The organism is Nostoc edaphicum CCNP1411, assembly GCF_014023275.1.
GTDB classification, from domain to species: Bacteria; Cyanobacteriota; Cyanobacteriia; order Cyanobacteriales; family Nostocaceae; genus Nostoc; species Nostoc edaphicum_A.
The window spans coordinates 5,969,766-5,990,246 of sequence record NZ_CP054698.1; the positions used below are offsets into that span (position 1 = coordinate 5,969,766).

The 20,481-nt window shown below is 41.0% G+C and carries 19 protein-coding genes; 11 read left to right on the forward strand and 8 right to left on the reverse strand.

Annotation, left to right across the window (positions count from 1 at the left end):
• Window positions 1-127 precede the first annotated feature (127 nt).
• Both HUN01_RS27900 and HUN01_RS27905 read right to left on the reverse strand, forming a co-directional pair.
• On the reverse strand, window positions 128-622 hold the full coding sequence (locus HUN01_RS27900; protein ID WP_181928880.1) for a PIN domain-containing protein: 495 nt from the start codon (window positions 620-622) through the stop codon (window positions 128-130).
• Complete coding sequence (locus HUN01_RS27905) at window positions 615-866, reverse strand: UPF0175 family protein (protein WP_181928881.1); 252 nt, start codon at window positions 864-866, stop codon at window positions 615-617. The genes HUN01_RS27900 and HUN01_RS27905 overlap by 8 nt, the downstream gene beginning before the upstream one ends.
• A gap of 263 nt (window positions 867-1,129) precedes the next feature.
• On the opposite strand from HUN01_RS27905, the gene HUN01_RS27910 reads away from it, so the two are divergent.
• From HUN01_RS27910 to HUN01_RS27925, 4 genes are all read left to right on the forward strand, one after another.
• Window positions 1,130-1,342 carry a hypothetical protein gene (locus tag HUN01_RS27910; RefSeq protein ID WP_181928882.1) on the forward strand — a complete coding sequence of 71 codons (213 nt, stop codon included), beginning with the start codon at window positions 1,130-1,132 and terminating at the stop codon, window positions 1,340-1,342.
• 11 nt (window positions 1,343-1,353) lie between these two features.
• Window positions 1,354-1,542 carry a hypothetical protein gene (locus tag HUN01_RS27915; protein ID WP_181928883.1) on the forward strand — a complete coding sequence of 63 codons (189 nt, stop codon included), beginning with the start codon at window positions 1,354-1,356 and terminating at the stop codon, window positions 1,540-1,542.
• A gap of 137 nt (window positions 1,543-1,679) precedes the next feature.
• Window positions 1,680-2,105: a hypothetical protein gene (locus HUN01_RS27920; protein WP_181928884.1), complete on the forward strand. Its 426-nt coding sequence runs from the start codon at window positions 1,680-1,682 to the stop codon at window positions 2,103-2,105.
• An 81-nt stretch (window positions 2,106-2,186) separates the two neighbouring features.
• Window positions 2,187-4,295, forward strand: coding sequence for a single-stranded-DNA-specific exonuclease RecJ (locus tag HUN01_RS27925; RefSeq protein ID WP_181928885.1), 2,109 nt, complete (start codon window positions 2,187-2,189; stop codon window positions 4,293-4,295).
• A gap of 64 nt (window positions 4,296-4,359) precedes the next feature.
• Here HUN01_RS27925 and psb30 read toward each other — a convergent pair whose 3' ends face one another.
• Window positions 4,360-4,503, reverse strand: a complete 144-nt coding sequence (gene psb30 / locus HUN01_RS27930; RefSeq protein ID WP_099100174.1) for a photosystem II reaction center protein Ycf12/Psb30 — start codon at window positions 4,501-4,503, stop codon at window positions 4,360-4,362.
• A 241-nt stretch (window positions 4,504-4,744) separates the two neighbouring features.
• Between psb30 and HUN01_RS27935 the strand changes: the two genes are divergently transcribed.
• From HUN01_RS27935 to HUN01_RS27945, 3 genes are all read left to right on the forward strand, one after another.
• Entirely contained in the window at window positions 4,745-5,095 is a 351-nt protein-coding gene (locus HUN01_RS27935; RefSeq protein ID WP_181928886.1) for a YkgJ family cysteine cluster protein, read from the forward strand.
• 101 nt (window positions 5,096-5,196) lie between these two features.
• Window positions 5,197-5,619: a TMEM165/GDT1 family protein gene (locus HUN01_RS27940; RefSeq protein WP_181928887.1), complete on the forward strand. Its 423-nt coding sequence runs from the start codon at window positions 5,197-5,199 to the stop codon at window positions 5,617-5,619.
• Window positions 5,620-5,701: 82 nt separating this feature from the next.
• Window positions 5,702-6,004, forward strand: coding sequence for a TMEM165/GDT1 family protein (locus HUN01_RS27945; protein WP_181928888.1), 303 nt, complete (start codon window positions 5,702-5,704; stop codon window positions 6,002-6,004).
• Window positions 6,005-6,151: 147 nt separating this feature from the next.
• On the opposite strand, the gene HUN01_RS27950 is transcribed toward HUN01_RS27945, so the two are convergent.
• Window positions 6,152-7,081, reverse strand: coding sequence for a cobalamin-binding protein (locus HUN01_RS27950; protein ID WP_181928889.1), 930 nt, complete (start codon window positions 7,079-7,081; stop codon window positions 6,152-6,154).
• A gap of 473 nt (window positions 7,082-7,554) precedes the next feature.
• On the opposite strand from HUN01_RS27950, the gene HUN01_RS27955 reads away from it, so the two are divergent.
• Together HUN01_RS27955 and HUN01_RS27960 are read left to right on the forward strand one after the other, a co-directional pair.
• Entirely contained in the window at window positions 7,555-9,756 is a 2,202-nt protein-coding gene (locus HUN01_RS27955; protein ID WP_181928890.1) for a hybrid sensor histidine kinase/response regulator, read from the forward strand.
• Between the two features lie 624 nt (window positions 9,757-10,380).
• Window positions 10,381-10,839 carry a hypothetical protein gene (locus HUN01_RS27960; RefSeq protein WP_181928891.1) on the forward strand — a complete coding sequence of 153 codons (459 nt, stop codon included), beginning with the start codon at window positions 10,381-10,383 and terminating at the stop codon, window positions 10,837-10,839.
• A gap of 395 nt (window positions 10,840-11,234) precedes the next feature.
• On the opposite strand, the gene HUN01_RS27965 is transcribed toward HUN01_RS27960, so the two are convergent.
• The 4 genes from HUN01_RS27965 to HUN01_RS27980 form a co-directional block, all read right to left on the reverse strand.
• A complete protein-coding gene (locus HUN01_RS27965; RefSeq protein WP_181928892.1) occupies window positions 11,235-12,377 on the reverse strand; it encodes a BMP family ABC transporter substrate-binding protein in 1,143 nt (380 codons plus the stop codon).
• A 571-nt stretch (window positions 12,378-12,948) separates the two neighbouring features.
• Window positions 12,949-13,719 carry a WecB/TagA/CpsF family glycosyltransferase gene (locus HUN01_RS27970; protein ID WP_181928893.1) on the reverse strand — a complete coding sequence of 257 codons (771 nt, stop codon included), beginning with the start codon at window positions 13,717-13,719 and terminating at the stop codon, window positions 12,949-12,951.
• Between the two features lie 350 nt (window positions 13,720-14,069).
• Window positions 14,070-15,128 (reverse strand): glycosyltransferase family 4 protein, encoded by a 1,059-nt coding sequence (locus HUN01_RS27975; protein ID WP_238845677.1) that lies wholly within the window; start codon window positions 15,126-15,128, stop codon window positions 14,070-14,072.
• A 742-nt stretch (window positions 15,129-15,870) separates the two neighbouring features.
• On the reverse strand, window positions 15,871-17,376 hold the full coding sequence (locus tag HUN01_RS27980) for an RtcB family protein (RefSeq protein WP_181928895.1): 1,506 nt from the start codon (window positions 17,374-17,376) through the stop codon (window positions 15,871-15,873).
• A 421-nt stretch (window positions 17,377-17,797) separates the two neighbouring features.
• Here HUN01_RS27980 and HUN01_RS27985 point away from each other — a divergent pair, with 421 nt between their 5' ends.
• Complete coding sequence (locus HUN01_RS27985) at window positions 17,798-17,992, forward strand: heavy-metal-associated domain-containing protein (RefSeq protein ID WP_181928896.1); 195 nt, start codon at window positions 17,798-17,800, stop codon at window positions 17,990-17,992.
• 120 nt (window positions 17,993-18,112) lie between these two features.
• Window positions 18,113-20,476: a heavy metal translocating P-type ATPase gene (locus HUN01_RS27990; protein ID WP_181932846.1), complete on the forward strand. Its 2,364-nt coding sequence runs from the start codon at window positions 18,113-18,115 to the stop codon at window positions 20,474-20,476.
• Window positions 20,477-20,481: the final 5 nt, after the last annotated feature.

Below are 20,481 nucleotides of genomic sequence, written 5' to 3' on the forward strand. Positions count from 1 at the left end.
TGTTTTGTGATAATATCAGACTCACTAAAATAGCGGCACTACAGACTCAATCTATAATGCGTAGGAGAGTCACCCTATGCTGCATAACACTCAAAAAATTTTGTTTGAGTTTTATCTGAATCTTCGATTAGTCTATTTCTCCGACATCCCGTAGCACTGCATCAATAAGGCTAGATCGGATATAAATTCCATTGGTGCGTAACCGCTCAATATATACTTTAACTTCCACAATCAAGCCCGCTTTTTTCGCCTTACGCAAAATGCCAAGAGTACCTATTCGGCGAATTCCTAAGCGTTCTGCAACCCTTCGTGCTTGAGCATCATCCAAAAGTACTGTACTATCTGGGGTGGACTGAGCCAAGGCAATAGCTTCAGCTTCTCCACGATCAACTAGGATTGATAATGGTTCTAAGATAATGGGTTCAGGAGTTTGAATTTCTAACCAAGTTAGTTGACTGACAGCTTGTGCGCCAGGTAAACCTGCACCTTGGACTGTTACTTCATCCCATACGGCTGGGGGAATTAATATTCGCTGATACAGTTGAGGAAGAATTTCCAGTTGCTCGATAATTGATAAAGATATGAGGGGACTGCTATCGGCAACAATCACAGGGTTAGTCATCGCGCAATTCGTCGGCGATTTGGTCATCATCTAAGTTGATAACCGGGATTTGTAAACGTCCTAGTTCATACATGAATTGGGGTTTGTTCATGTTGCAAAATGTGGCGGCTTTACCAAGGGATAGTCGGCGTAGCTCAAATAGTTTGACTGCGAGCAAAAATGTGAGTTCTGCTTCTAACGCCTGGGGTGATTTGCCGGAGGTAATAAGTAAGTCATCGGGATAATGAAGGGATAGGATGTGCATGATTCACTTTTGTGTTCCTGATTCCTAATTCTTTCTTGATTATGGCTTACACCAGTCCAACTTTGTGATGGGCTACCTATGCCCCGCCTTAACAGCGATTACATTCACACTGTAAAAAACTTGTTGGTGTGCAGGGGCGGGGTATGGTTCTCATCTTTTATGCTTTTCTAAAGAAAATATAAAAAATATTAATGTATGAGTTGACTTTTATATTGGCTAATGATAGCCTTACTTTCTAGTCCAGTTGATACATTTGTACTAAAATGACAAACAGGTACGAGATTACTGAATACAAAGGATATTCAATACAAATCAAACAAACTCCAGAAGACAAAATGACTGGGGAGAAATATTGGACTTTTAGTTTTGGAAAAAATGGACAGCTTCTTTTACCTGTAGGTAAAACGTATGGGGGATATGAAGTAGCGTTAGCTGAAGCTAAAAAGTTAATTGACAGGCAGATTACAAATCAATAAAAAATCAAATCATGTCTAACCATATTCCTTTATTGCCAAATAAACTGTACAAAATCACTACTACGGCAGGTGAATCATTAGGAGATTGGTTTTATTTTAATGAAACTACTGAATCTCATCTTTTTCATTGTGCTGCTGTTCACGGGATAGAAATGAAAATTCAAAAAGAAGCAATGTCAGGATTGGAGATTACCAACTGATTTTTGATTGGTAGGTTGGCTTTTCAAAGAATAATAGGCTGATATTGCTTTGCATTAGCTTAATTCTGGAAAATATGCTGAGGCTTAATAGTCCTAAATTGAAGTAATATTTCAGTTTAGTAGTTATACTGTGTATTATGTTTAGGCCTTTGTCATTTGCTTTAGTTGCAGCAACCATTGTAGTTGCATCAATCAATAATCCCAACAATACTTTAGCTGGAACTTGTGCTTCTAAGTGTGGTTCTCGCCCAATTCAGTTTACACCGGGGAAACACATCAGAGTTGAAGTCGTAAATAGCACACCAAACCTGATTAAAATCCAAAAGCCCTCCGGGACTGGTGCAATATCTCTAAGTCCAGGGCAGAAATTAAATTTAGAACAAATAGAGGGTACGGAGCCAAATACATCTTTGATATTTTGGAGCGAAACGGGTTTATCACTACAAGCAATCGTCTCGAAACCTAACTTTGGTACATTGCGGTTAGAACTCCGTCCGACTTGGCGCTCTCCGGGCGATCGCTCATTGTATATTATGGATGATGGTAAGATAAACGTGTTTTAGATCGCAAATAGTGTTATTAGTTATGAGTTAAGAAACAACTTTCAATTCAAGACTCATAACTGAAAACTCCTAACTTTTATTGTGCTAGACCGAGCTGTATCTGAAGTATCAAAGCCTCGCAGGCGCTTACCTGATCAGCGCTGGCAAGTTTATCCGCAAAAACCAGAATTTGCCCAAAAGCTGGCTATTCTGACAAATATTTCACCGATTGTCAGCCAGTTGTTGATTAATCGGGGTATGGAAACACCAGAACAGATACAAGCATTTTTAAATCCAGAGTCTTTAGTTTTGCCTTCACCGTTAGAAGATTTTCCAGATTTGGCAATTAGTTTGGAGTTATTGCAAAATGCGATCGCTTCTCAAACAAAAATTGCGATTTGTGGTGATTATGATGCTGATGGAATGACCAGCACTGCTCTACTTTTGCGTAGTCTCCGCACTTTAGGCGCACAAGTAGAATATGCTATTCCCAGCCGGATGCACGAAGGCTACGGTATTAATAAACGCATAGTTGAAGAATTCCACAGCGAAGGTGTGGGGCTAATTCTGACTGTAGATAATGGCATCTCTGCGTTTGAACCAGTTGCTAGGGCTAGAGAGCTTGGTGTTGCAGTAATTATCACCGATCACCACGATATCCCCCAAAAATTACCGCCAGCTAACGCTATCCTCAACCCCAAACTAATAGCAGAATCGTCACCTTATCGGGGTGTTGCTGGTGTTGGTGTTGCCTACATTTTGGCAGTGTCTCTAGCACAACAGTTAGGGGCGACTAAGGGCTTGATCCAGCCGATGCTAGCACTGTTTACACTGGGAACGATCGCAGATTTAGCCCCCTTAACTGGCGTAAATCGTCGTTGGGTGAAACGTGGTTTACAACATTTACCCAAATCCAACTTAGCTGGGATACAGGCGTTGATTCAAGTAGGTGGAGTGCAGGCGAGGGGAGAGGAGAGAGCAGGGGGAGCAGGGGGAGATAAGGAAAAACTTCAGTCCCCAGTCCCCAGTCCCAAATCGCTAAAGCCTGAAGATATTGGGTTTCGTTTGGGGCCGCGAATTAATGCTATTGGTCGAATTGGTAATCCCCAGACTGTGATTGAATTGCTGACTACAGATGATATGGGGGTGGCGCTGGAAAGAGCAATGCAGTGCGAACAAATCAACGCTTCTCGTCAGGAAATGTGTCAGCAAATTGAACAAGAAGCGATCGCTTATGTAGAAGCAGAATTTGTTACATCTCTACAGCAAGATCGTGTATTAATTGTTGTTCAACCTAATTGGCATCACGGCGTTATTGGCATCGTCGCCTCCCGCTTGGTAGAACGCTACGGTGTTCCCGTGTTTATCGGTACTTATGAGGATGAGGGACACATACGGGGTTCTGCACGCTCAATTCCAGAGTTTCATGTGTTTGAAGCTTTGGAATATTGTCACGATTTACTAGGGAAATTTGGCGGACACAAAGCAGCCGGGGGATTCTCTCTACCAGCAGAGAATTTAGAGATGGTGCGATCGCGTTTGATTGAGTTTGCTAACCAGTGTCTTGAACCCCAACATCTCAAGCCTCTGCTCAAAATTGATGCCGAAGTCAACCTCAACCATCTCAATCAGCAGCTTTATCAACAGCTTAATGCTCTACATCCCTGCGGTATGGACAACCCCGATCCAGTTTTCTGGACACCTAATGTTCAAGTAGTTGAGCAAAAAATCGTTGGTAAGGGTCACATTAAACTAACAATTGCCCAAACTATCGATAATCAAGAGTATAGAATTAAAGCGATCGCCTGGCGTTGGGGCGACTATTTCCGCTTACCATCGCGAGTGGATGTTGCTTACAAGCTACGAGAAAATTACTTTAACGGTAACACCACCATTGAGCTAGAGTTAATCGGTGTCAGACTGCCAATTCAGATTCAACAATTTTTTGTTTCGCCACCAACCACATCAAGCACAACCTTTGAGTACAATCAGCGACAGTATACTTGTGGTTTCTATAAAAACGGTATTGAAGCAGAATTAAGAATTAAAAATTCTGAAGGTAAAGTTTTAGCCATGCAGCCAGGACATATAATTGGTTTGATAGGAACTAATAGGCAAAACGCCAAAGAAGTTGATATTTCTCAACCACAGTATGACAATATTATCCAAGCTGCCCTTCAAGCGTTATCAGTATTGAGTGCTGATTCATGAGTTATCAGTTTTAAATTCCAAAATTTTCTTCTACTCAGCACTCAGCACTCACTACTCAGCACTCTTATAGGTTGCCGTTGCGAAATGCCAGCACAAAGATCACTGCTGGGCCAGCAATCACAATTAGCGCCACGGACAGCAATTGGAAAATAACTTCCCAATTGATACCTAGAAAAGCGTTAAACAAGTCAGACACAGCGTCAAACATTTTTCCTTTTCTCCTCTTAATTGTTTTAAAAAATTCAATAACTTAATTACAAATCCCGCAATTGATCATATCTGGCTATGGCCTGTTAGATTTAATTTACTTAACAAAATTATAAGAAAAGACATAAAAACGTAAAATGGGGGGATTGGGAATGGGGCATTGGGCATTGTTTATACCTTCCTCAATTCCCCATTCCCTATTCCCCATTCCCCATTCCCCACTCCCCAATCCCTAATCCAAAATGTCAACTTGGCAATGTATAAAGCAATGTGGAGCCTGCTGTAATCTCGATCCAGCAGAGCGTCCAGATTTGGAAGACTATCTCTCACCACCAGAACTAGAACTCTACCTCAGCATGGTAGGCGAAGGGGGATGGTGCGTTAATTTCGACCACACCACGCGAGAATGTCGCGTCTACGCCAATCGTCCTCGCTTCTGTCGCGTGGAAACAGAAGTATTTCAAGATATGTATGGAGTTGAACCAGAAGAAGTTAATGATTTTGCCATTGACTGCTGTCGCCAACAAATAGAAGGGGTTTATGGCGATCGCAGTTTAGAAATACTACGCTTCGACAAAGCTGTTGGACTTTGACACTTCCACCATCCTTTTTTTTGTATGTAGTTGCAATTTATTACAACAATCTGAGAATATGATAGAAATATGAAAGCAACCTAGAAACAAAACTACTGCCTGTGAAACTTGACTCTGCACCTTTGGAGATTTCTGGCATATCTCAGACTGAGATCAAGCTAGAACTGAAAGACAGCACTGATTTGAACTTGACTCCTGCGATCGTTCAACCTGTAGTTGCTGATAGTCCTCAAAAGCAGCAATCAGCACTAGTAGTTTTTGGTACAACTTTTGTAACCATTTTTCTAGCAGAAATTGGAGATAAAACTCAGTTATCCACCCTCTTAATGAGTGCAGAATCTCATTCGCCGTGGGTGGTATTTATCGGATCTGCGGCGGCGCTGATAACCACCAGCTTATTAGGTGTACTTTTAGGTAGCTGGATAGCCAGCCGACTCAGCCCAAAAACTGTAGAAAAATCAGCCGGCGTGATGTTATTGATGATTTCGCTAATGCTGTTTTGGGATGTATTTACTAGTCATTAGTCATTTGTCATTAGTCATTGGTCATTGGTTATTGGTCATTGGTTATTAGAAAAACTCCCCATTCCCCATTCCCCTAAATAATATGGATTGGCATCTTTTAGGACTGAGTTTTATTACAGTTTTTTTATCAGAATTGGGTGACAAAAGTCAGCTAGCGGCGATCGCACTTTCAGGGCGTTGTAATTCTCCACGTGCAGTATTTTTCGGTGCAGCAGGCGCATTGCTGTTGACAAGTCTGTTAGGATCTTTGGCTGGGGGTGCAGTAGCCGAATTATTACCTACGCGTGTCCTAAAAGCGATCGCAGCTGTAGGATTTGCCATTCTCGCTGCACGCCTGCTGTTATTTAACAATGAACCATCAGCAGATTCTGAACAAACACCTTAACAAGAATTCAGAATTCAGAATCCAGGAATCAGAATTACTCCTTGTGGGTATTGGAACCCGCCAAGGCTTGAAACAACTCGAATTCCTACTGAATTCTGACCGGAGGCGGAGCGTCTCCGGCTCCGCTCCTGAGTTCTGAATTCTTCTTTACAAACGTTCCCAAGCGGTTCCTTTGTAGCCGTATTGAAAAATTTCTGGATGCAAAATTTCTGCCAAAATTTCTAGAGAATCTACCAGTCGCGGCCCTGGACGATTGAAGTAAGAATTGCCGTCAGTAATATAGACCCTACCAGCTTGGGTAGCGTGTAATTTTTCCCACCCTGAACCTTGAGTTAATAACAAATTGGCTTCTTGGCGAGTGCGATTTAAATCAAAGCCACAAGGCATAAAAATAATTACATCTGGATTGGTTGTTAACAGTGTTTCCCACGACAAGATTGGAGAAGGCTGACCTGTAACACAAAATAGAGACTGTCCTCCTGCTAAATTAACTAATTCAGGAATCCAATTAGCGGCAACCATTAAAGGATCAGTCCACTCGATACAGGCGACAGTAGGCAGTTCATCTAAAGAAATTCCTTGGAGTCTTTGCTGACAAATTTTGACACGAGCTTCTAAATTTTCTAAGACTTTTACCGAATCTACGTCAAAGGTGTTACCAACTCGCTCAATGTCAGTCCAAATATCTTTGAGAATATTGGGTTGTAAAGAAATAATCTGAGGTTTACTGTCAATGAGTGTAGCAACTGCTTTTTCCACTTCGTGTAAGCTGACAGCACAAACATCGCACTGGTCTTGAGTAAGAATGTGGGTAGGCTGTAACTGTTCTAAAACATCTGTTTTGATTTCATAAATACTAAGAGCCGATTGCAATAATTTATTCACATCGTCGTGAATTTGGCTGCTGGAGGCATTGGAATTTAAGCGTGCTTGGGTACAAATGGGGCGATTGAGGATTTCTGGAGGGTAGTCGCATTCGTGCGATCGCCCCACAATAGCATTAACCAAACCTAGTGCCGCTAAAATCTCCGTTCCACCGGGAATTAGGGAAACAATTCTCACATTACTATTCGTCATCGCTCCACCTCCACAAAAGCTGCCATTGCTTCAATTCTTGCAAAATTTAAGTCTTTAGGCATCTTTCTCTAGGAGAATCAAGGGTGCTTTGATAGTAAGCACTAAGCAAGAAATTGAACTGGGGACTGGGACTAAGCACTAGGGATAGGGAAGAGTTTTTCTAAAATCCAATCCTTATGACCCAGTGCCAAATTCAAAACTTTACACTAATTATACTAACCAGCAGTAGAATTACTTAATAATTTAATCCTTGAAAATGTTAATTACCACCTAGCAAAAACCACTGATATGAAGTAATAGAAGCGACTAGCAAAATCTAGTCCGTAACTCATTATCCACAATCATAAAATTTGATTAGAAAAATTATACTTTCCGGTTATGAAAAACCATATCAAGTAATTGTAGTTATACAAAGAAAGTTCTAGTTTTCCGTAGAACTGCAAGGCAAAATTATTTCTTCTTGAGGGCAACTAATGCAGGTGGTGTCAGCTAGAAATATTACAGAGCACAACCAGGCCCAAGAGGCTTTCCGAATCAGAGAAAATAGTCGGCGAAAACAAAGCCAGTCTCTGGTGGAACTGGCAAGAAGCAAGACATTTCAGGAAGGTAATCTCAATGCGGTTTTGAGGGAAATCACCGAAACCGCTGCTCGGACACTCTTGGTGGAGCGAGTTGGGGTATGGTTATATAATGAAGAACGTTCAAAAATTGAATGCATTGATTTGTATGATGTAAAGACTAAAGAGCATACCTTTGGTAACTGGCTTTTAAAAACAAATTGTCCTGCTTATTTCCAGGCTTTAGAAGAGGAACGTACCATTGCCGCACATGATGCCAGAAATGATACAAGAACCCAAGAATTATCCGAGTCTTATCTTTCCGTTTTGGGCATCACATCCTTACTGGATGCACCGATTTGGCTAGAGGGTCGTTTGGTAGGCGTAGTGTGTCACGAACACATAGGCGAAAGTCGCCAATGGACTTTGGAGGAAGAGACTTTTGCTGGCTCGATTGCAGATTTCGTGACAATGGCTATAGAAGCGAGTGAGCGAAACTTCGTGCAGGAAGCACTACGACAGAGTGAGGCACAATTTCGGGCGATTTTTGAGCGTTCCTCTATCGGCATTGGACTTATAGATATGAAAGCGCAGATAGTCGATACTAATCTGGCGCTGTGCGAGATTTTAGGATACAGCCGAGAAGATTTATACGGCAAGCGGTTTACAGATTACATTTCCATAGAAAGGGGGGATTTAAAACTTTACAAGCAACTGATGTTAGGAATTCGCACAGACTTAAAGACAACTTCGAGAGATGACTTACAACCCTCCAAACATCAGGAACAGCTTGTTGAAAGACATCGGATTGAGATGGAAAGACGCTGCCGGCATCAAAATGGTGGCTTAGTTTGGACTCATATCTCAGTTTCTGTTATACCAGGCAGCAATGGTGAACCTGAGTTTTTTTTAGCGATGATTGAGGACATTACTGAACGTAAGCAAACAGAGTTAAAACTGCGTGCCTCCCAAGAAGCAGCAGAAGCCGCCAGTCGGGCAAAAAGTGAATTTTTAGCAACCATGAGCCATGAGTTGCGGACGCCTCTAAATGCGATTATGGGTTTGTCACAGTTACTGCAACAAGAAATAGTTGGCTCTCTCAATGAAAAGCAGAACGAATATGTAAGTTGTATATATAGTAGTGGTGAACATCTGCTGGCACTAATTAACGATATCCTTGACCTATCGAAGGTAGAAGCAGGCAAAGAGGAACTGTTACTGTCACCTTTGCCAGTGTCAGATTTGTGTAATTATGTCATATGGACAGTGCGCGATCGCGCCTTAGAAAAGGGATTGCAACTCACACATGAAATTCACCTAGAAGCGGATATTTGTATTGCTGATGAGCGGCACATCAAGCAAATGCTACTCAACCTGCTCACTAATGCTATTAAATTCACCCCAGTAGGTCAGGTATCACTGGTAGTCAAAAAAGTACCGCAAGGGATAACATTTACAGTTTCAGATACTGGAATTGGTATAGACTCAAATCATTTTCAATTTCTATTTGAACCGTTTAAACAGCTTGACAGTCAGCTAAATCGGCAGTATGAAGGCACTGGACTGGGTTTAGCTTTAACGCGCAAATTAGCGCGTTTGCATGGTGGAGATGTTACCGTAACATCGACTTTGGGAAAAGGTAGTCAGTTCACTTTGTTTCTACCAAATCCAGTCCATCCGAGAGATGAGGGCGCAAATTTTACCTTGTCCTCCTCGTCCTCCTTGTCTTCCTCTTCCTCAATCATCCCCACAAATAAAACCATTTTGCTTGTGGAAGAAGAAGAAAATACTGCCACAGTGCTGCAAGATTATCTCCACACAATTGGCTACCAAGTCAAGTGGATAGATAATGGGAACGACTTTTTGAAACAGGTGCAAAACCTCCAACCAGATTTAGTTTTTTTTGATTTCCAGTTAGCAGAGGATGTTCGCATATTGAATTTGCTGAATATCCTTAGACAAGAGCCTTCTTGGGAAGATTTGCCAATTGTAATGATGACCTTTAGCGAACCTTTAGAAGAGGAAATTAGCAAGCTACCAGGGAATGTAAATGACTACCTTGTTAAGCCTATTCGGATAGTCCAACTAGAGTCAATACTGATTAGATATTTGAGTTAATTGGTTATAAAAAATGTGTTTTTATGACCAATTAGTGAAAAACATATAATATATTTTTACTCTGACTGTAAAAAAATTTCTCATTGTCACGTTGAGAATAATAGCTTATTCACATCCTAACTTTTCACGGTATCTGGAAAACCTCTCTCTAAATCTCTCTCCTGCAAGGAGAGAGACTTTGAATTACTGGTTTGGAAGTTAGATTTTCCGTGGACTTTTCCACATGACGTGAAAAGTCAGATTCACATCAAGTGTTTCTGAGTCGGTTAGAGCTAATTGTTCTGATGAAAAAGTCGATTTTTTTTAGCCAATATTCTACACATTACTTTCGTCATTTCATTTTTGAAATCTTTCAGAGTAATACAAGCATCAATTATGTATTACATGATTTATAGCACCTTAGTCTACGTAGCTGTGATTAGTGTTGGCGCAGCCTTTCGCAGAGAAGCGGCATGAAGTCCGGGGATGAAGTTTCCCGCCGCTTTCAATAAAATTTATTTTACTCTTTGCATAAATCAATGGAAATGGGGTGAAAAGTGATCAAGCTCTCGTGGAAGATAAGCACTCCACAAAACAAAAAATTTAGAAACCCCATCATGATTATGGGGTAAGGGGTAATTAAGTATGATTCATCACATATCAATTTCTGTTCAAAATCCCCTGCACGTTGCCCAAGTTCTGGCTGAAGTCTTGAATGGGCAAGCTTTTCCCTTTTTCCCCCACCCAGGTAGCTATATGGTTTTTCCCCTTGACGAACATGGAACAGGAATTGAAGTTTATCCATTAGAAACTCAGCTAATACCTGGTGAAGGAGATAAGCAGTGTATATTTGCAGAAAATGTTACTCCTTCTGGGTTCACAGCTACTCATGCAGCAGTCTCGGTTTCTTCTAGTCAGGAAAAAATTGAGTTGATTGGCGAACGGGAAGGTTGGAGAGTATTACGTTGTAACCGCGACTCTTTTTTTGATGTTATTGAGTTCTGGTTAGAAAACAAAGTCATGATAGAACTACTCACACCGGAAATGTCGGCTCAATATTTAGCGGTAACACAGCCAGAAAATTTGAAGAAAGTTTTTAGTTGATCACTCTGCTGCTGCTAATTTAACAACATCATTCAGGAGGCAAGAGTAAGCCACCTTCAAAAGCGTCAGACTTAGGCTGTAGACAATGCCAGATGCTCCAATTATGTATCGCACTGGAATGTACTTCACTTAAGCGAGAACCGCTATATCCCTCTTCTGTCACTCTCCGAAAACATTTGCCTTTTCTAAAATCTAGAGCTTTTGTATAACAAGCGATTGCGCGATTATTTTCTAATAACAAATACAAGTCCTATTTTTTTCTAATAGTATAGCTTGTATTGATTGCCTCATGAGGCTTCTAGCGATCACTTTCCCGGAAAGTGACAGAAGAGGGATATAACTAAATTAAAAAATTAATAAAGAGAAACCCTAGTATTGTGGATTTTTGAGCAGTGCTAGGATTTGTCCTTGGGAATTGATCCTTCGATTCCCTCAACATACCAATCCATCGCCAATTGTCCCCGATCATCCAACACCTTACCCTTTGACACTCGCACTATCCCTTTTTGATCTTTCACTGGGCCATCAAAAGGATGTGCAGTACCCTGAATAAACTCATCACGCTTCGCATTCACCAGTTGTTGCACATCAGATGGAATCGCCTGATTCATCGGGGAAATATCCACCATCCCTTCACCAATACCATCCCAAACATCTTGAGGCTTCCAAGTGTTACTCATTACAGCCAAAGCTTTATCTGTATAGAATTTGCCCCATTTATTAATAGGTGATGTCAGGTGAGCTTTTTGACCAAACTTACTCATATCAGTGTTGTAGCCAAAAGCATAAATGTCTTTTTCCTCAGCAAACTGGACAACTGCACCAGAGTCGGTATGCTGTGTCAGTACATCCGCACCTAAATTGACCAAAGCTTGAGCAACTTCTCTTTCTTTAGTTGGATCGTACCAACTTTGTACCCAAAGTACCTTAACTTTTGCTTGGGGATTTGTTAGCCGCACTCCTTGAGTGAATGCACTGATTCCTCGAATTACTTCTGGAATTGGGTATGCGCCAATAAAACCAACTACATTTGATTTTGTCATCTTGCCAGCAATCATACCGGTTAAATAACGCGGTTCTTCAAAGCGTCCCAAATAAGTACCAACATTAGCAGCACGCTTGTATCCTGTACAGTGTTCAAAGATAACATCACCAAAGTCCTTGGCAACTTTAATTGTTGGGTTCATGTAGCCAAAGGAAGTTGTAAAAATCAACTTGTTACCATCTAATGCTAGTTGGCGAATCACCCTTTCAGCGTCAGCACCTTTGTTGACATTTTCGACAAAGGTAGTTTTTACCTTATCTTGGAGATTGGCTTCCATGTCTCTGCGACCCAAATCATGGGCATAAGTCCAACCAAAATCACCTACAGGGCCCATATAAACAAATCCCACCTTCAGAGGTTCATTTACCGCCATAGGTGACGCTGAGAGGGACACATCCGGCTGTAAATTGGAATTTCTACCTTGAAAACAACTAGTTAAGGCAAAGCTAGATCCTGCTAAAGTGACATACTTTAGAAAATTCCGACGATCCATATTCTATTGATTGGATTTACCTGTGTAAATGGGTAAAAAGGTTTTTTTGATTGCTATTAGCACCAGACACGGCTTAAATTGGCTATTTATTTAAGTTTAGTTTAATTTTAGCTTTTACTTTTGCTATCGATTTACTTAAGAAAGAAGACAAATAATGATTAAATTTATACAAGAAACAAAACTTTTTTACGAAACGTATACTTGAAGCCAGCTTTGCAAAAGGAATTGGGTATTAGGAAACCATCGAAACATACGACGCTAGATAGTGAAGCGTTAGCGACGCGATCAGTTGATTTTAGAAAAAATGGTTCTTCAGCAATATGCCAAAAATTTAATGGAAAGGTAAAAAAATCAAACTTATGATATTCATCATAAATTATATTATTAGCCTGATAACATTGAATTTCAGCTATTAATTTAGCATATAGGATTCCTCTTTGATTTTTGAACAAAATTAGGTAGTGGTCTGGCAAAGCTAATGCACTATTTTAGCTGTGTCACGCCACTACGTATCTTTTTAAAAATCAAAGAGGAATCCTATAGTTAATACTGGAAAACCGAAAAAATTTACTCAGCGATTTGTGAGCATTGCTTGAGTAATTCGCTGTTTAAGTACACGATAAAAAAATAATGGAATGCCTACAATATAACGATCCCAGAGACGGGTAGGTTCAGTAATTAAGCGTGTTAACCACTCAAGTCCATTATCAGTTAGCCAACGTGGGCCGCGGTATATAGAGTCAGTATAAAAATCTAGACAAGCACCTAAAGGTAAAAATACAGTCGTTTCAATTTTATTGAAGTTATCTAAAATCCAGAGTTCTTGTAACGGCATACCAAAACCAATATATAAAATATCTGGTTTAAATTTATTAATTTTGTCTATTACCAAATCATTCTCTTTTCCTGATTTATCAAAATAACCATGATGTCCCTTTATACGCAAATTAGGCGCAATTGCTACTAACTTAGTAATTGCTTTATCGACTACGCCCGGTTTTCCAGCTAACAAAAATAAAGAAAGGTTTTCTCTTTCACATTTTAATGCTAAATCTTCTATGTAATCTGGTGCTGTCATGCGATGTACAGATTGCACTGAATAACCGTTGAATCTAGCTCCTAGCAATACACCAAATCCGTCACAAAACACTAAATCAGCCTTATTCAAAAAATCTCGATACCAATACTTTTCGTATGCTAAATTCATAGCTTTGATATTCACATTTTCTACAATTGTCTTTTTTTTGCTTTTTGCTGCTTCTATTAAATAATCCATTAATTCTTGCACTTTAACTTTATGGAATCTTGTGTCAAGTAACTTTACTTCAGGAAAAGTTTTCATTTCTAAACCTCATTTATTAGCGAACACACTAGATCGAAAAAAAGATGAACAATAAAACTAGTACAGCACGGCAGAAATAAACCACCCATTCCCAATCAACAAAACCCTTACACTGTCTTCATTTTTAATTTTTAATTTTTAATTTTTAATTCCGCCTTGCGGTACTACTGACTTGAGCATCCCCTTAATTGTTAATAATATTAATCCCATACTTTTTAATACCTGCTATCCTTCTAGAGTATGAATTGCTTATTTTTTAAGTTCAGTATTTAATAGACTGCATAAATCCCTTAACTACAAGGGTAGCTATATAACTAAAGAAACTGCCTATCTTTAGATCAAGAAGGCTCTCAATCTAGAACTGCTTCATAAATGCATTTCAAAGATACAAAATAATCCTTTATATCCAAGTGTTTAACGCTGACTCGTGCATTATTTGCCAGAGATATTCTCAGATTTTCATCTGTAATTAAGGATTGCATTGCTTCTGATAATTGTTGAATATTCCCCGGATTAATTAATAAACCATTCTGGTCTTGAGTAACTATTTCGGGTATTCCTCCTACTGCGGTAGTGATAACTGCTAAACCCCAACTCATTGCTTCTAGTAGTGCCATAGGCAGACCTTCATTGTAAGAAGGCAACACAAATACATTAGCTTCAGTTAAAAGCTCGTCGCGTTTTTCTTGGTCTACCCAGTCAAGAATAGTGATGTGGTCAATAAGATTTAAAGTTGGAATCAAACTGCGAGCTTTTTCTACATCTCCATCCCCCGCCATAACTAACTTTGCTCGGCTTTGTTGAGCAGCAGGTATAGAAGCAAATGCCTTAATTAAATCAAATGCACCTTTGCGCTCACCAATGCGCCCTAAAAATAAGAAAAATATCTGCTTGGAATCTATCCTCTGTGGAATTTGTACGGGAATTTTTACCGGGTTAGGGAGAATTATAACTTGCTCTGACTTCAAACCAAGATTTTCAATATAGAATTTTTTCCAGCTATCTGATAAAACAATAAAATGGGTAGATTTACGAAATGACCAACTGAGCCACTGCTGAAGCAATTGAGGAAGTTTAGAGTAAAACAAATGAAAATCAGCACTATGAGTATGAATAATTACTGGTTTTTGAAATAGCCAACCAATAATAGTAGTAATTGAGTGACGAAAAGCACTACCTCTATCAGAAACATGAATGTGAATTAGGTCAGTTTTCTGGTTTAATAAGTTCCAAGCTAACTTAGCTATTGCTTGCAAAAACACTAACACCTTATGGACAGTAGAACCATTCGGTAAAGTAGTAATATGTGTAATTTGAATATCAGATGTAGTTTCTTCAAGAATGAGTTTTTCCACAGAAACTATTCCACCTTGGCGCTCTAAGCTTTCGCCTAACATAGTAATTTTCATGGGACTCATAATTGCTATTAATCTATTTTTGAAATTCAGTATGCTGGTGTATATATAAGCTATGATTAAAGATTTCTTGTAGATAGCTTATATCGTGAACTAGACTTTACTAAAAGCATTGCTAGAGCTAATTTTACTCACTCTATTGGGTGCGATCGCGGCTCCACGGATTCCTTAAATATGCATTTTTGTGATTTTTTACAGTATTACTTACCTCCATAACAAAAACCTGCCTGCCATAGTAAGTGTTTGAGGATGTTTAAAAAGTATAGCTGGTAACTATTGAAGGGATGTGGGTTTCAAAGCCTCTCAGGAGTGGGGGAGAGGTTTGAAGTAGATATGTTGCGACTCTTTAAACATTTAAAACGTTTACTTAAGTAATTTTAACTTTTTAACCCTGTATAATATATCATGTATCATGTCTATAGCCAAGACAATATAAAAAAAACTGAACTTTATTTATTTTTGACAGAGGTTTGGGCGTAAGTTTACACTAATGGCACCTTCCCCGCCTTTGGCTATGGGCGCTCGTGTCCCTACTCCACAAGAAGTAGTTGAGTATTTTTTTATTTGGAAGTCCCTTAGCTGTAAAGTAGACATCTCCAAAAGGAATGTAGATACGTGGAATTTTGCTGCTCTACAAGATTTTGGATAACGCATATTTAATTTCTGGAGATGTCTACCAATAAAACCAAAATAGAGACGTGAAATTTCGCGTCTCTACTTTTCTGCGTAGCAACCCTTACGCCTTAAACGTCAACACCGGACTTAACCGTGCCACAACATCAACCATTTCTGCCTGAACCTGCACATCAATCACAGACTGAATTGGTTTGTAAGCAGCGGGTGCTTCTTCAATGCGGCGTTCTTGACGCAGGGTGATGCAGTCTACCCCAGTTAATCCCAGTTCTGCCTCACTTTCAGATGCACCTCTGCGATTGAGGTCGAAGCGAGAATGAATTCTTCCTGCCCCATGTGAGGCCGAATTACAAAATACTGGATTGCCTCTACCCACCATCAGATAAGAATAAGCACCCATTGAACCTGGGATAATCACTGGTTGCCCTAGATGGGCGGGACAAGCGCCCTTGCGTGTTATCCACTTCTCAATTTTGGATTTTGGATTCTGGATTTTAGATTGGAGAGATTTTGTGTACAACGTCTCTACATCTTCAAGTTGTGGCAAGGTGATGTTATGCGGCAAGTCATAAACTAGAGGTGCTTCAACATCTTTGTATACTTCTCGTAAACGCAGACGTAGCAATTCTGCTAACAGCAGGCGATTGACAAAGGCATAGTTAGCAGCAGTGGCTTCAGCTTGTAGGTAACTGGCGACTAGTTCGGGGTGAGAATAAGTAGAGAGAGGAAAAATCTGAGACTCAGGGTATTTCAGACCTTTTTGCCAAGTCGCCTTAGCTTTATCTCGCCACATTCCCCCAATATATTTACCCACGTTTCGAGAACCAGAGTGAATCATAAAAGCTAGCTGTCCTTCGCGCACTCCCCAAGCGTGGGCAAGTGTGCGATTTTCGACTTTATCAACCCGTTGCACTTCTACAAAATGATTACCACCGCCAATAGTTGCCAGTCCGCCATCGCGTACTAGTCCAGTATCGGGAACTAATTCTTCAGGCGCTAGTTTCCAGTTACCATCCATTGAACCACCCAAGAAAATGCGTTCGCTCTCTTGGGCAAGTTGTTGCAAATCAGATTTGACCACACTCCCCGTAGGCTTATCTAGCATGATATCCAGCCAACCGGGAACTCCATATTGAAATAGCGATCGCATTGCGTGAGCAGTCATCGTCACATCACGCGTACCGAAGAAGTAATCCCCCTTCATACGTTCTACAAATTGGTCACGCTTTGCCAGAAATTCGTCGATTGTCAAATCAGCAACATGCAAGCGCATCCCACAATTGATGTCAGAACCGACAGCACCAGGGATGACCTGACCCACAGTTTCTACGACTGAACCAATGGCAACACCCGCATCACCTGGGTGAAAGTCAGGCGTGGCACAGGCACGACAAACACATCCACCTGAGGGGTGGCGGACGCTTGCCAAATTCGCTAACTGCTTCAGTGCCTTAGCTTCTACGGGAAAATATTCCGGTAGTAACACTTCTGCTACAGGGGCATCAGGAGAATTAACTAGACGAACTGAATAAGTGCAATTGTTATAAGTTACATCTAAACCTTGCCGCTCTAAAGCACGCAAGAGACGCTTCAGATTTTTTGGCTGCATGAAAACTCCAAATAGAGTCTTAAAAAAGACTCTTTGTTGTGAAAAAATGAGGAGACTTGGGTTCAGCAGCCGCGTCTCAAGTGGTGCGGAGGGTTGTTTTCTCTACAATTCTGAGAATAACAACAGGTTAATTCTGACTAATGTGGTTATATAGCCTTAATAACACACACTTTCAGCGGATGACAAGTGTTTTGTAGTACGTTGTATTTTTGATGGGCAACGGTTACTCGGCTAAACCAAGCTTGTAAAGAGATTTGAAGTTTAACGAAAAACTTTTAAAAATCTCTAGACTCTCTAGCCGGCTAGAGAGTCTAGGATAAATTCAAGGCGACTCTCTTTCCAGTTATTTCTGACTGTTGACAGATGTCCCTCAGTCATCCAGCTTGGTTTGGCTAGGTTGTTCATTTTATCCCGTAAATCTATGACTCTCCAACTCACGGTTCCTAACATGTCTTGTTCTGTTTGTGCAAGCACCATCACCAAAGCACTTCAGGCAGTTGATGCTAATGCTAGTGTTCAGGCTGATCCAACAACCAAGCTTGTCAGTGTAGAAACTCAAGCATCAGAAACAACAATTAAGGAAGCATTGGCTGCTGCTGGCTATCCAGTTGCTTAAGGGGACTAGGGACTGGGGACTGGGTAATGGGTACTGGGTAAATAACCAATGCCAATCCCTAATCCCCAATCCCCAATTCCCAATCCCCAGTCTCCAATCCCCCAATCCCCAATCCCCAACATGGATACTCTCACACTCAAACTTCGAGGCATGAGTTGCGCCGCTTGCGCCAACAACATCGAAAAGGCAATTCGCTCTGTTTCTGGGGTAAGGGACTGCAACGTTAACTTTGGAGCAGAACAAGCTACCATCAAGTACGATCGCTCTTTAGCCAATTTGGAGAAAATCCAAACTGCGATCGCATCTGCGGGATACTCTTCTTACTCACTCCAGGAAGAATTGCTCTCTGAAGAAGATGATGCTGAAAAAGCGAGTAGGGAAGCATTACAACGCCAACTTTTTCTCAAGGTAATGGTGGGAGGTGTAATCAGCATTTTCCTACTTTTGGGGTCGTTGCCGATGATGACTGGGCTGAACTTACCCTTAATTCCAAGCTTCTTGCAAAATTCTTGGGTACAGTTAGTGCTGACAACACCCGTCGTCTTTTGGTGTGGTGGATCTTTTTATCGGAATGGCTGGAAATCCCTCAAGCGCCATACGGCGACGATGGACACGCTGATTGCTTTGGGTACAAGTGCAGCCTATCTATATTCTTTGCTTGTAACTGTTTTCCCGAAATTTTTTATTGCTCAGGGTTTGATACCTCATATTTATTATGAAGTTGCCGCCATTGTCATTACCTTAATTTTGCTGGGGCGGTTACTGGAAAATCGTGCTAGGGGACAAACTTCTGAAGCCATCCGTAAACTCATCGGACTGCAAGCCAAAGATGCCAGAGTTATCCGTGATGGTGTGGAAATTGATGTTCCCATCGCCGAAGTCAGAATTAACGATGTAATTTTGGTGCGTCCCGGTGAAAAGATTCCCCTAGATGGCGAAGTGATTGCAGGTGGTTCGACGGTAGATGAAGCGATGGTGACTGGTGAAAGTTTGCCAGTTAAAAAGCAGCCGGGAGATGAGGTAATTGGAGCGACGATTAACGGTGCAGGTGCATTTCAGTTTCGGGTGACACGAGTCGGAAATGATACGTTTTTGGCTCAAATTGTCAAATTAGTGCAACAAGCACAAGGTTCTAAAGCACCTATTCAGCGTTTGGCAGATCAGGTGACAGGATGGTTTGTACCAGCTGTGATTGCCGTTGCGATCGCCACTTTTGTCATTTGGTTTAACTTCACTGGCAACCTCACCCTAGCAACAATGACAACGGTGGGTGTACTGATTATCGCTTGTCCCTGTGCTTTAGGTTTAGCTACTCCCACTTCTGTAATGGTGGGGACGGGTAAAGGTGCAGAAAATGGCATTTTGATTAAGGGTGCGGACAGTTTAGAATTAGCACACAAAATTCAAACTATCGTTCTAGATAAAACTGGCACTTTGACTCAGGGGAAACCGACAGTTACAGACTTTGTAACTGTCAACGGCACAGCTAATGGTAATGAAATCAAGCTTTTACAGTTAGCAGCAACAGTAGAACGAAATTCTGAACATCCTTTAGCTGAAGCGGTTGTGAAATATGCTCAGTCTCAAGAAGTGAGTTTAACAGAGGCAGAGAACTTCCTAGCTAATGCAGGTAGTGGAGTCCAAGCAGTTGTTGCAAATCAGCTTGTGCAAATTGGTACACAACGCTGGTTAACAGAACTTGGAATTAACACCATGAGTCTCCAGCAGTATCAAGATGCCTGGGAAGCGGCTGGTAAAACAGTCATTTTGATTGCTGTAGATGGCGAACTACAAGGAATAATGGGTATTGCCGATGCCCTTAAACCTTCATCAACAGCAGTGGTGAAAGCATTACAGAAGTTAGGTTTAGAAGTAGTAATGCTCACCGGAGATAATCGTAAAACTGCTGATGCGATCGCTCTGCAAGTTGGCATCGAGCGAATCTTTGCCGAAGTCCGTCCAGATCAGAAAGCAGCAATTATCCAATCTCTACAAGGGGAAATAGGTTACAGAGGGGCACAGAGAAAGAATTCTCATAACTCCTCACTCCTAACTCCTAACTCCCCACTCCCCACTCTCCACTCCCCACTCAGCACTCAGCACTCAATTGTCGCAATGGTAGGTGATGGGATAAATGATGCCCCAGCTCTAGCACAGGCTGATGTCGGAATTGCCATTGGTACGGGAACAGATGTAGCGATCGCAGCTAGCGATATCACCTTAATTTCAGGAGATTTGCAAGGAATTGTCACAGCGATTCAACTTAGCCGCGCCACCATCAACAATATCAGGCAAAATCTCTTCTTTGCCTTTATTTACAACGTCATTGGTATTCCCATTGCGGCGGGAATTCTGTTTCCCATCTTTGGTTGGTTACTAAATCCAATTATCGCCGGGGCTGCGATGGCTCTTTCTTCGCTCTCTGTCGTTAGTAATGCCCTCAGATTGCGTAACTTTCAACCAAAAACTATCTCACAATTTTAGGGTAA

Coding starts and splice junctions, on each gene's coding strand:
- HUN01_RS27900 (WP_181928880.1), bottom strand. CDS start 622: ATGACTAACCCTGTGATTGTTGCCGATAGCAGTCCCCTCATATCTTTA.
- HUN01_RS27905 (WP_181928881.1), bottom strand. CDS start 866: ATGCACATCCTATCCCTTCATTATCCCGATGACTTACTTATTACCTCC.
- HUN01_RS27910 (WP_181928882.1), top strand. CDS start 1,130: ATGACAAACAGGTACGAGATTACTGAATACAAAGGATATTCAATACAA.
- HUN01_RS27915 (WP_181928883.1), top strand. CDS start 1,354: ATGTCTAACCATATTCCTTTATTGCCAAATAAACTGTACAAAATCACT.
- HUN01_RS27920 (WP_181928884.1), top strand. CDS start 1,680: ATGTTTAGGCCTTTGTCATTTGCTTTAGTTGCAGCAACCATTGTAGTT.
- psb30 (WP_099100174.1), bottom strand. CDS start 4,503: ATGTTTGACGCTGTGTCTGACTTGTTTAACGCTTTTCTAGGTATCAAT.
- HUN01_RS27935 (WP_181928886.1), top strand. CDS start 4,745: ATGTCAACTTGGCAATGTATAAAGCAATGTGGAGCCTGCTGTAATCTC.
- HUN01_RS27945 (WP_181928888.1), top strand. CDS start 5,702: ATGGATTGGCATCTTTTAGGACTGAGTTTTATTACAGTTTTTTTATCA.
- HUN01_RS27950 (WP_181928889.1), bottom strand. CDS start 7,081: ATGACGAATAGTAATGTGAGAATTGTTTCCCTAATTCCCGGTGGAACG.
- HUN01_RS27955 (WP_181928890.1), top strand. CDS start 7,555: ATGCAGGTGGTGTCAGCTAGAAATATTACAGAGCACAACCAGGCCCAA.
- HUN01_RS27960 (WP_181928891.1), top strand. CDS start 10,381: ATGATTCATCACATATCAATTTCTGTTCAAAATCCCCTGCACGTTGCC.
- HUN01_RS27965 (WP_181928892.1), bottom strand. CDS start 12,377: ATGGATCGTCGGAATTTTCTAAAGTATGTCACTTTAGCAGGATCTAGC.
- HUN01_RS27970 (WP_181928893.1), bottom strand. CDS start 13,719: ATGAAAACTTTTCCTGAAGTAAAGTTACTTGACACAAGATTCCATAAA.
- HUN01_RS27975 (WP_238845677.1), bottom strand. CDS start 15,128: ATGAAAATTACTATGTTAGGCGAAAGCTTAGAGCGCCAAGGTGGAATA.
- HUN01_RS27980 (WP_181928895.1), bottom strand. CDS start 17,376: ATGCAGCCAAAAAATCTGAAGCGTCTCTTGCGTGCTTTAGAGCGGCAA.
- HUN01_RS27985 (WP_181928896.1), top strand. CDS start 17,798: ATGACTCTCCAACTCACGGTTCCTAACATGTCTTGTTCTGTTTGTGCA.
- HUN01_RS27990 (WP_181932846.1), top strand. CDS start 18,113: ATGGATACTCTCACACTCAAACTTCGAGGCATGAGTTGCGCCGCTTGC.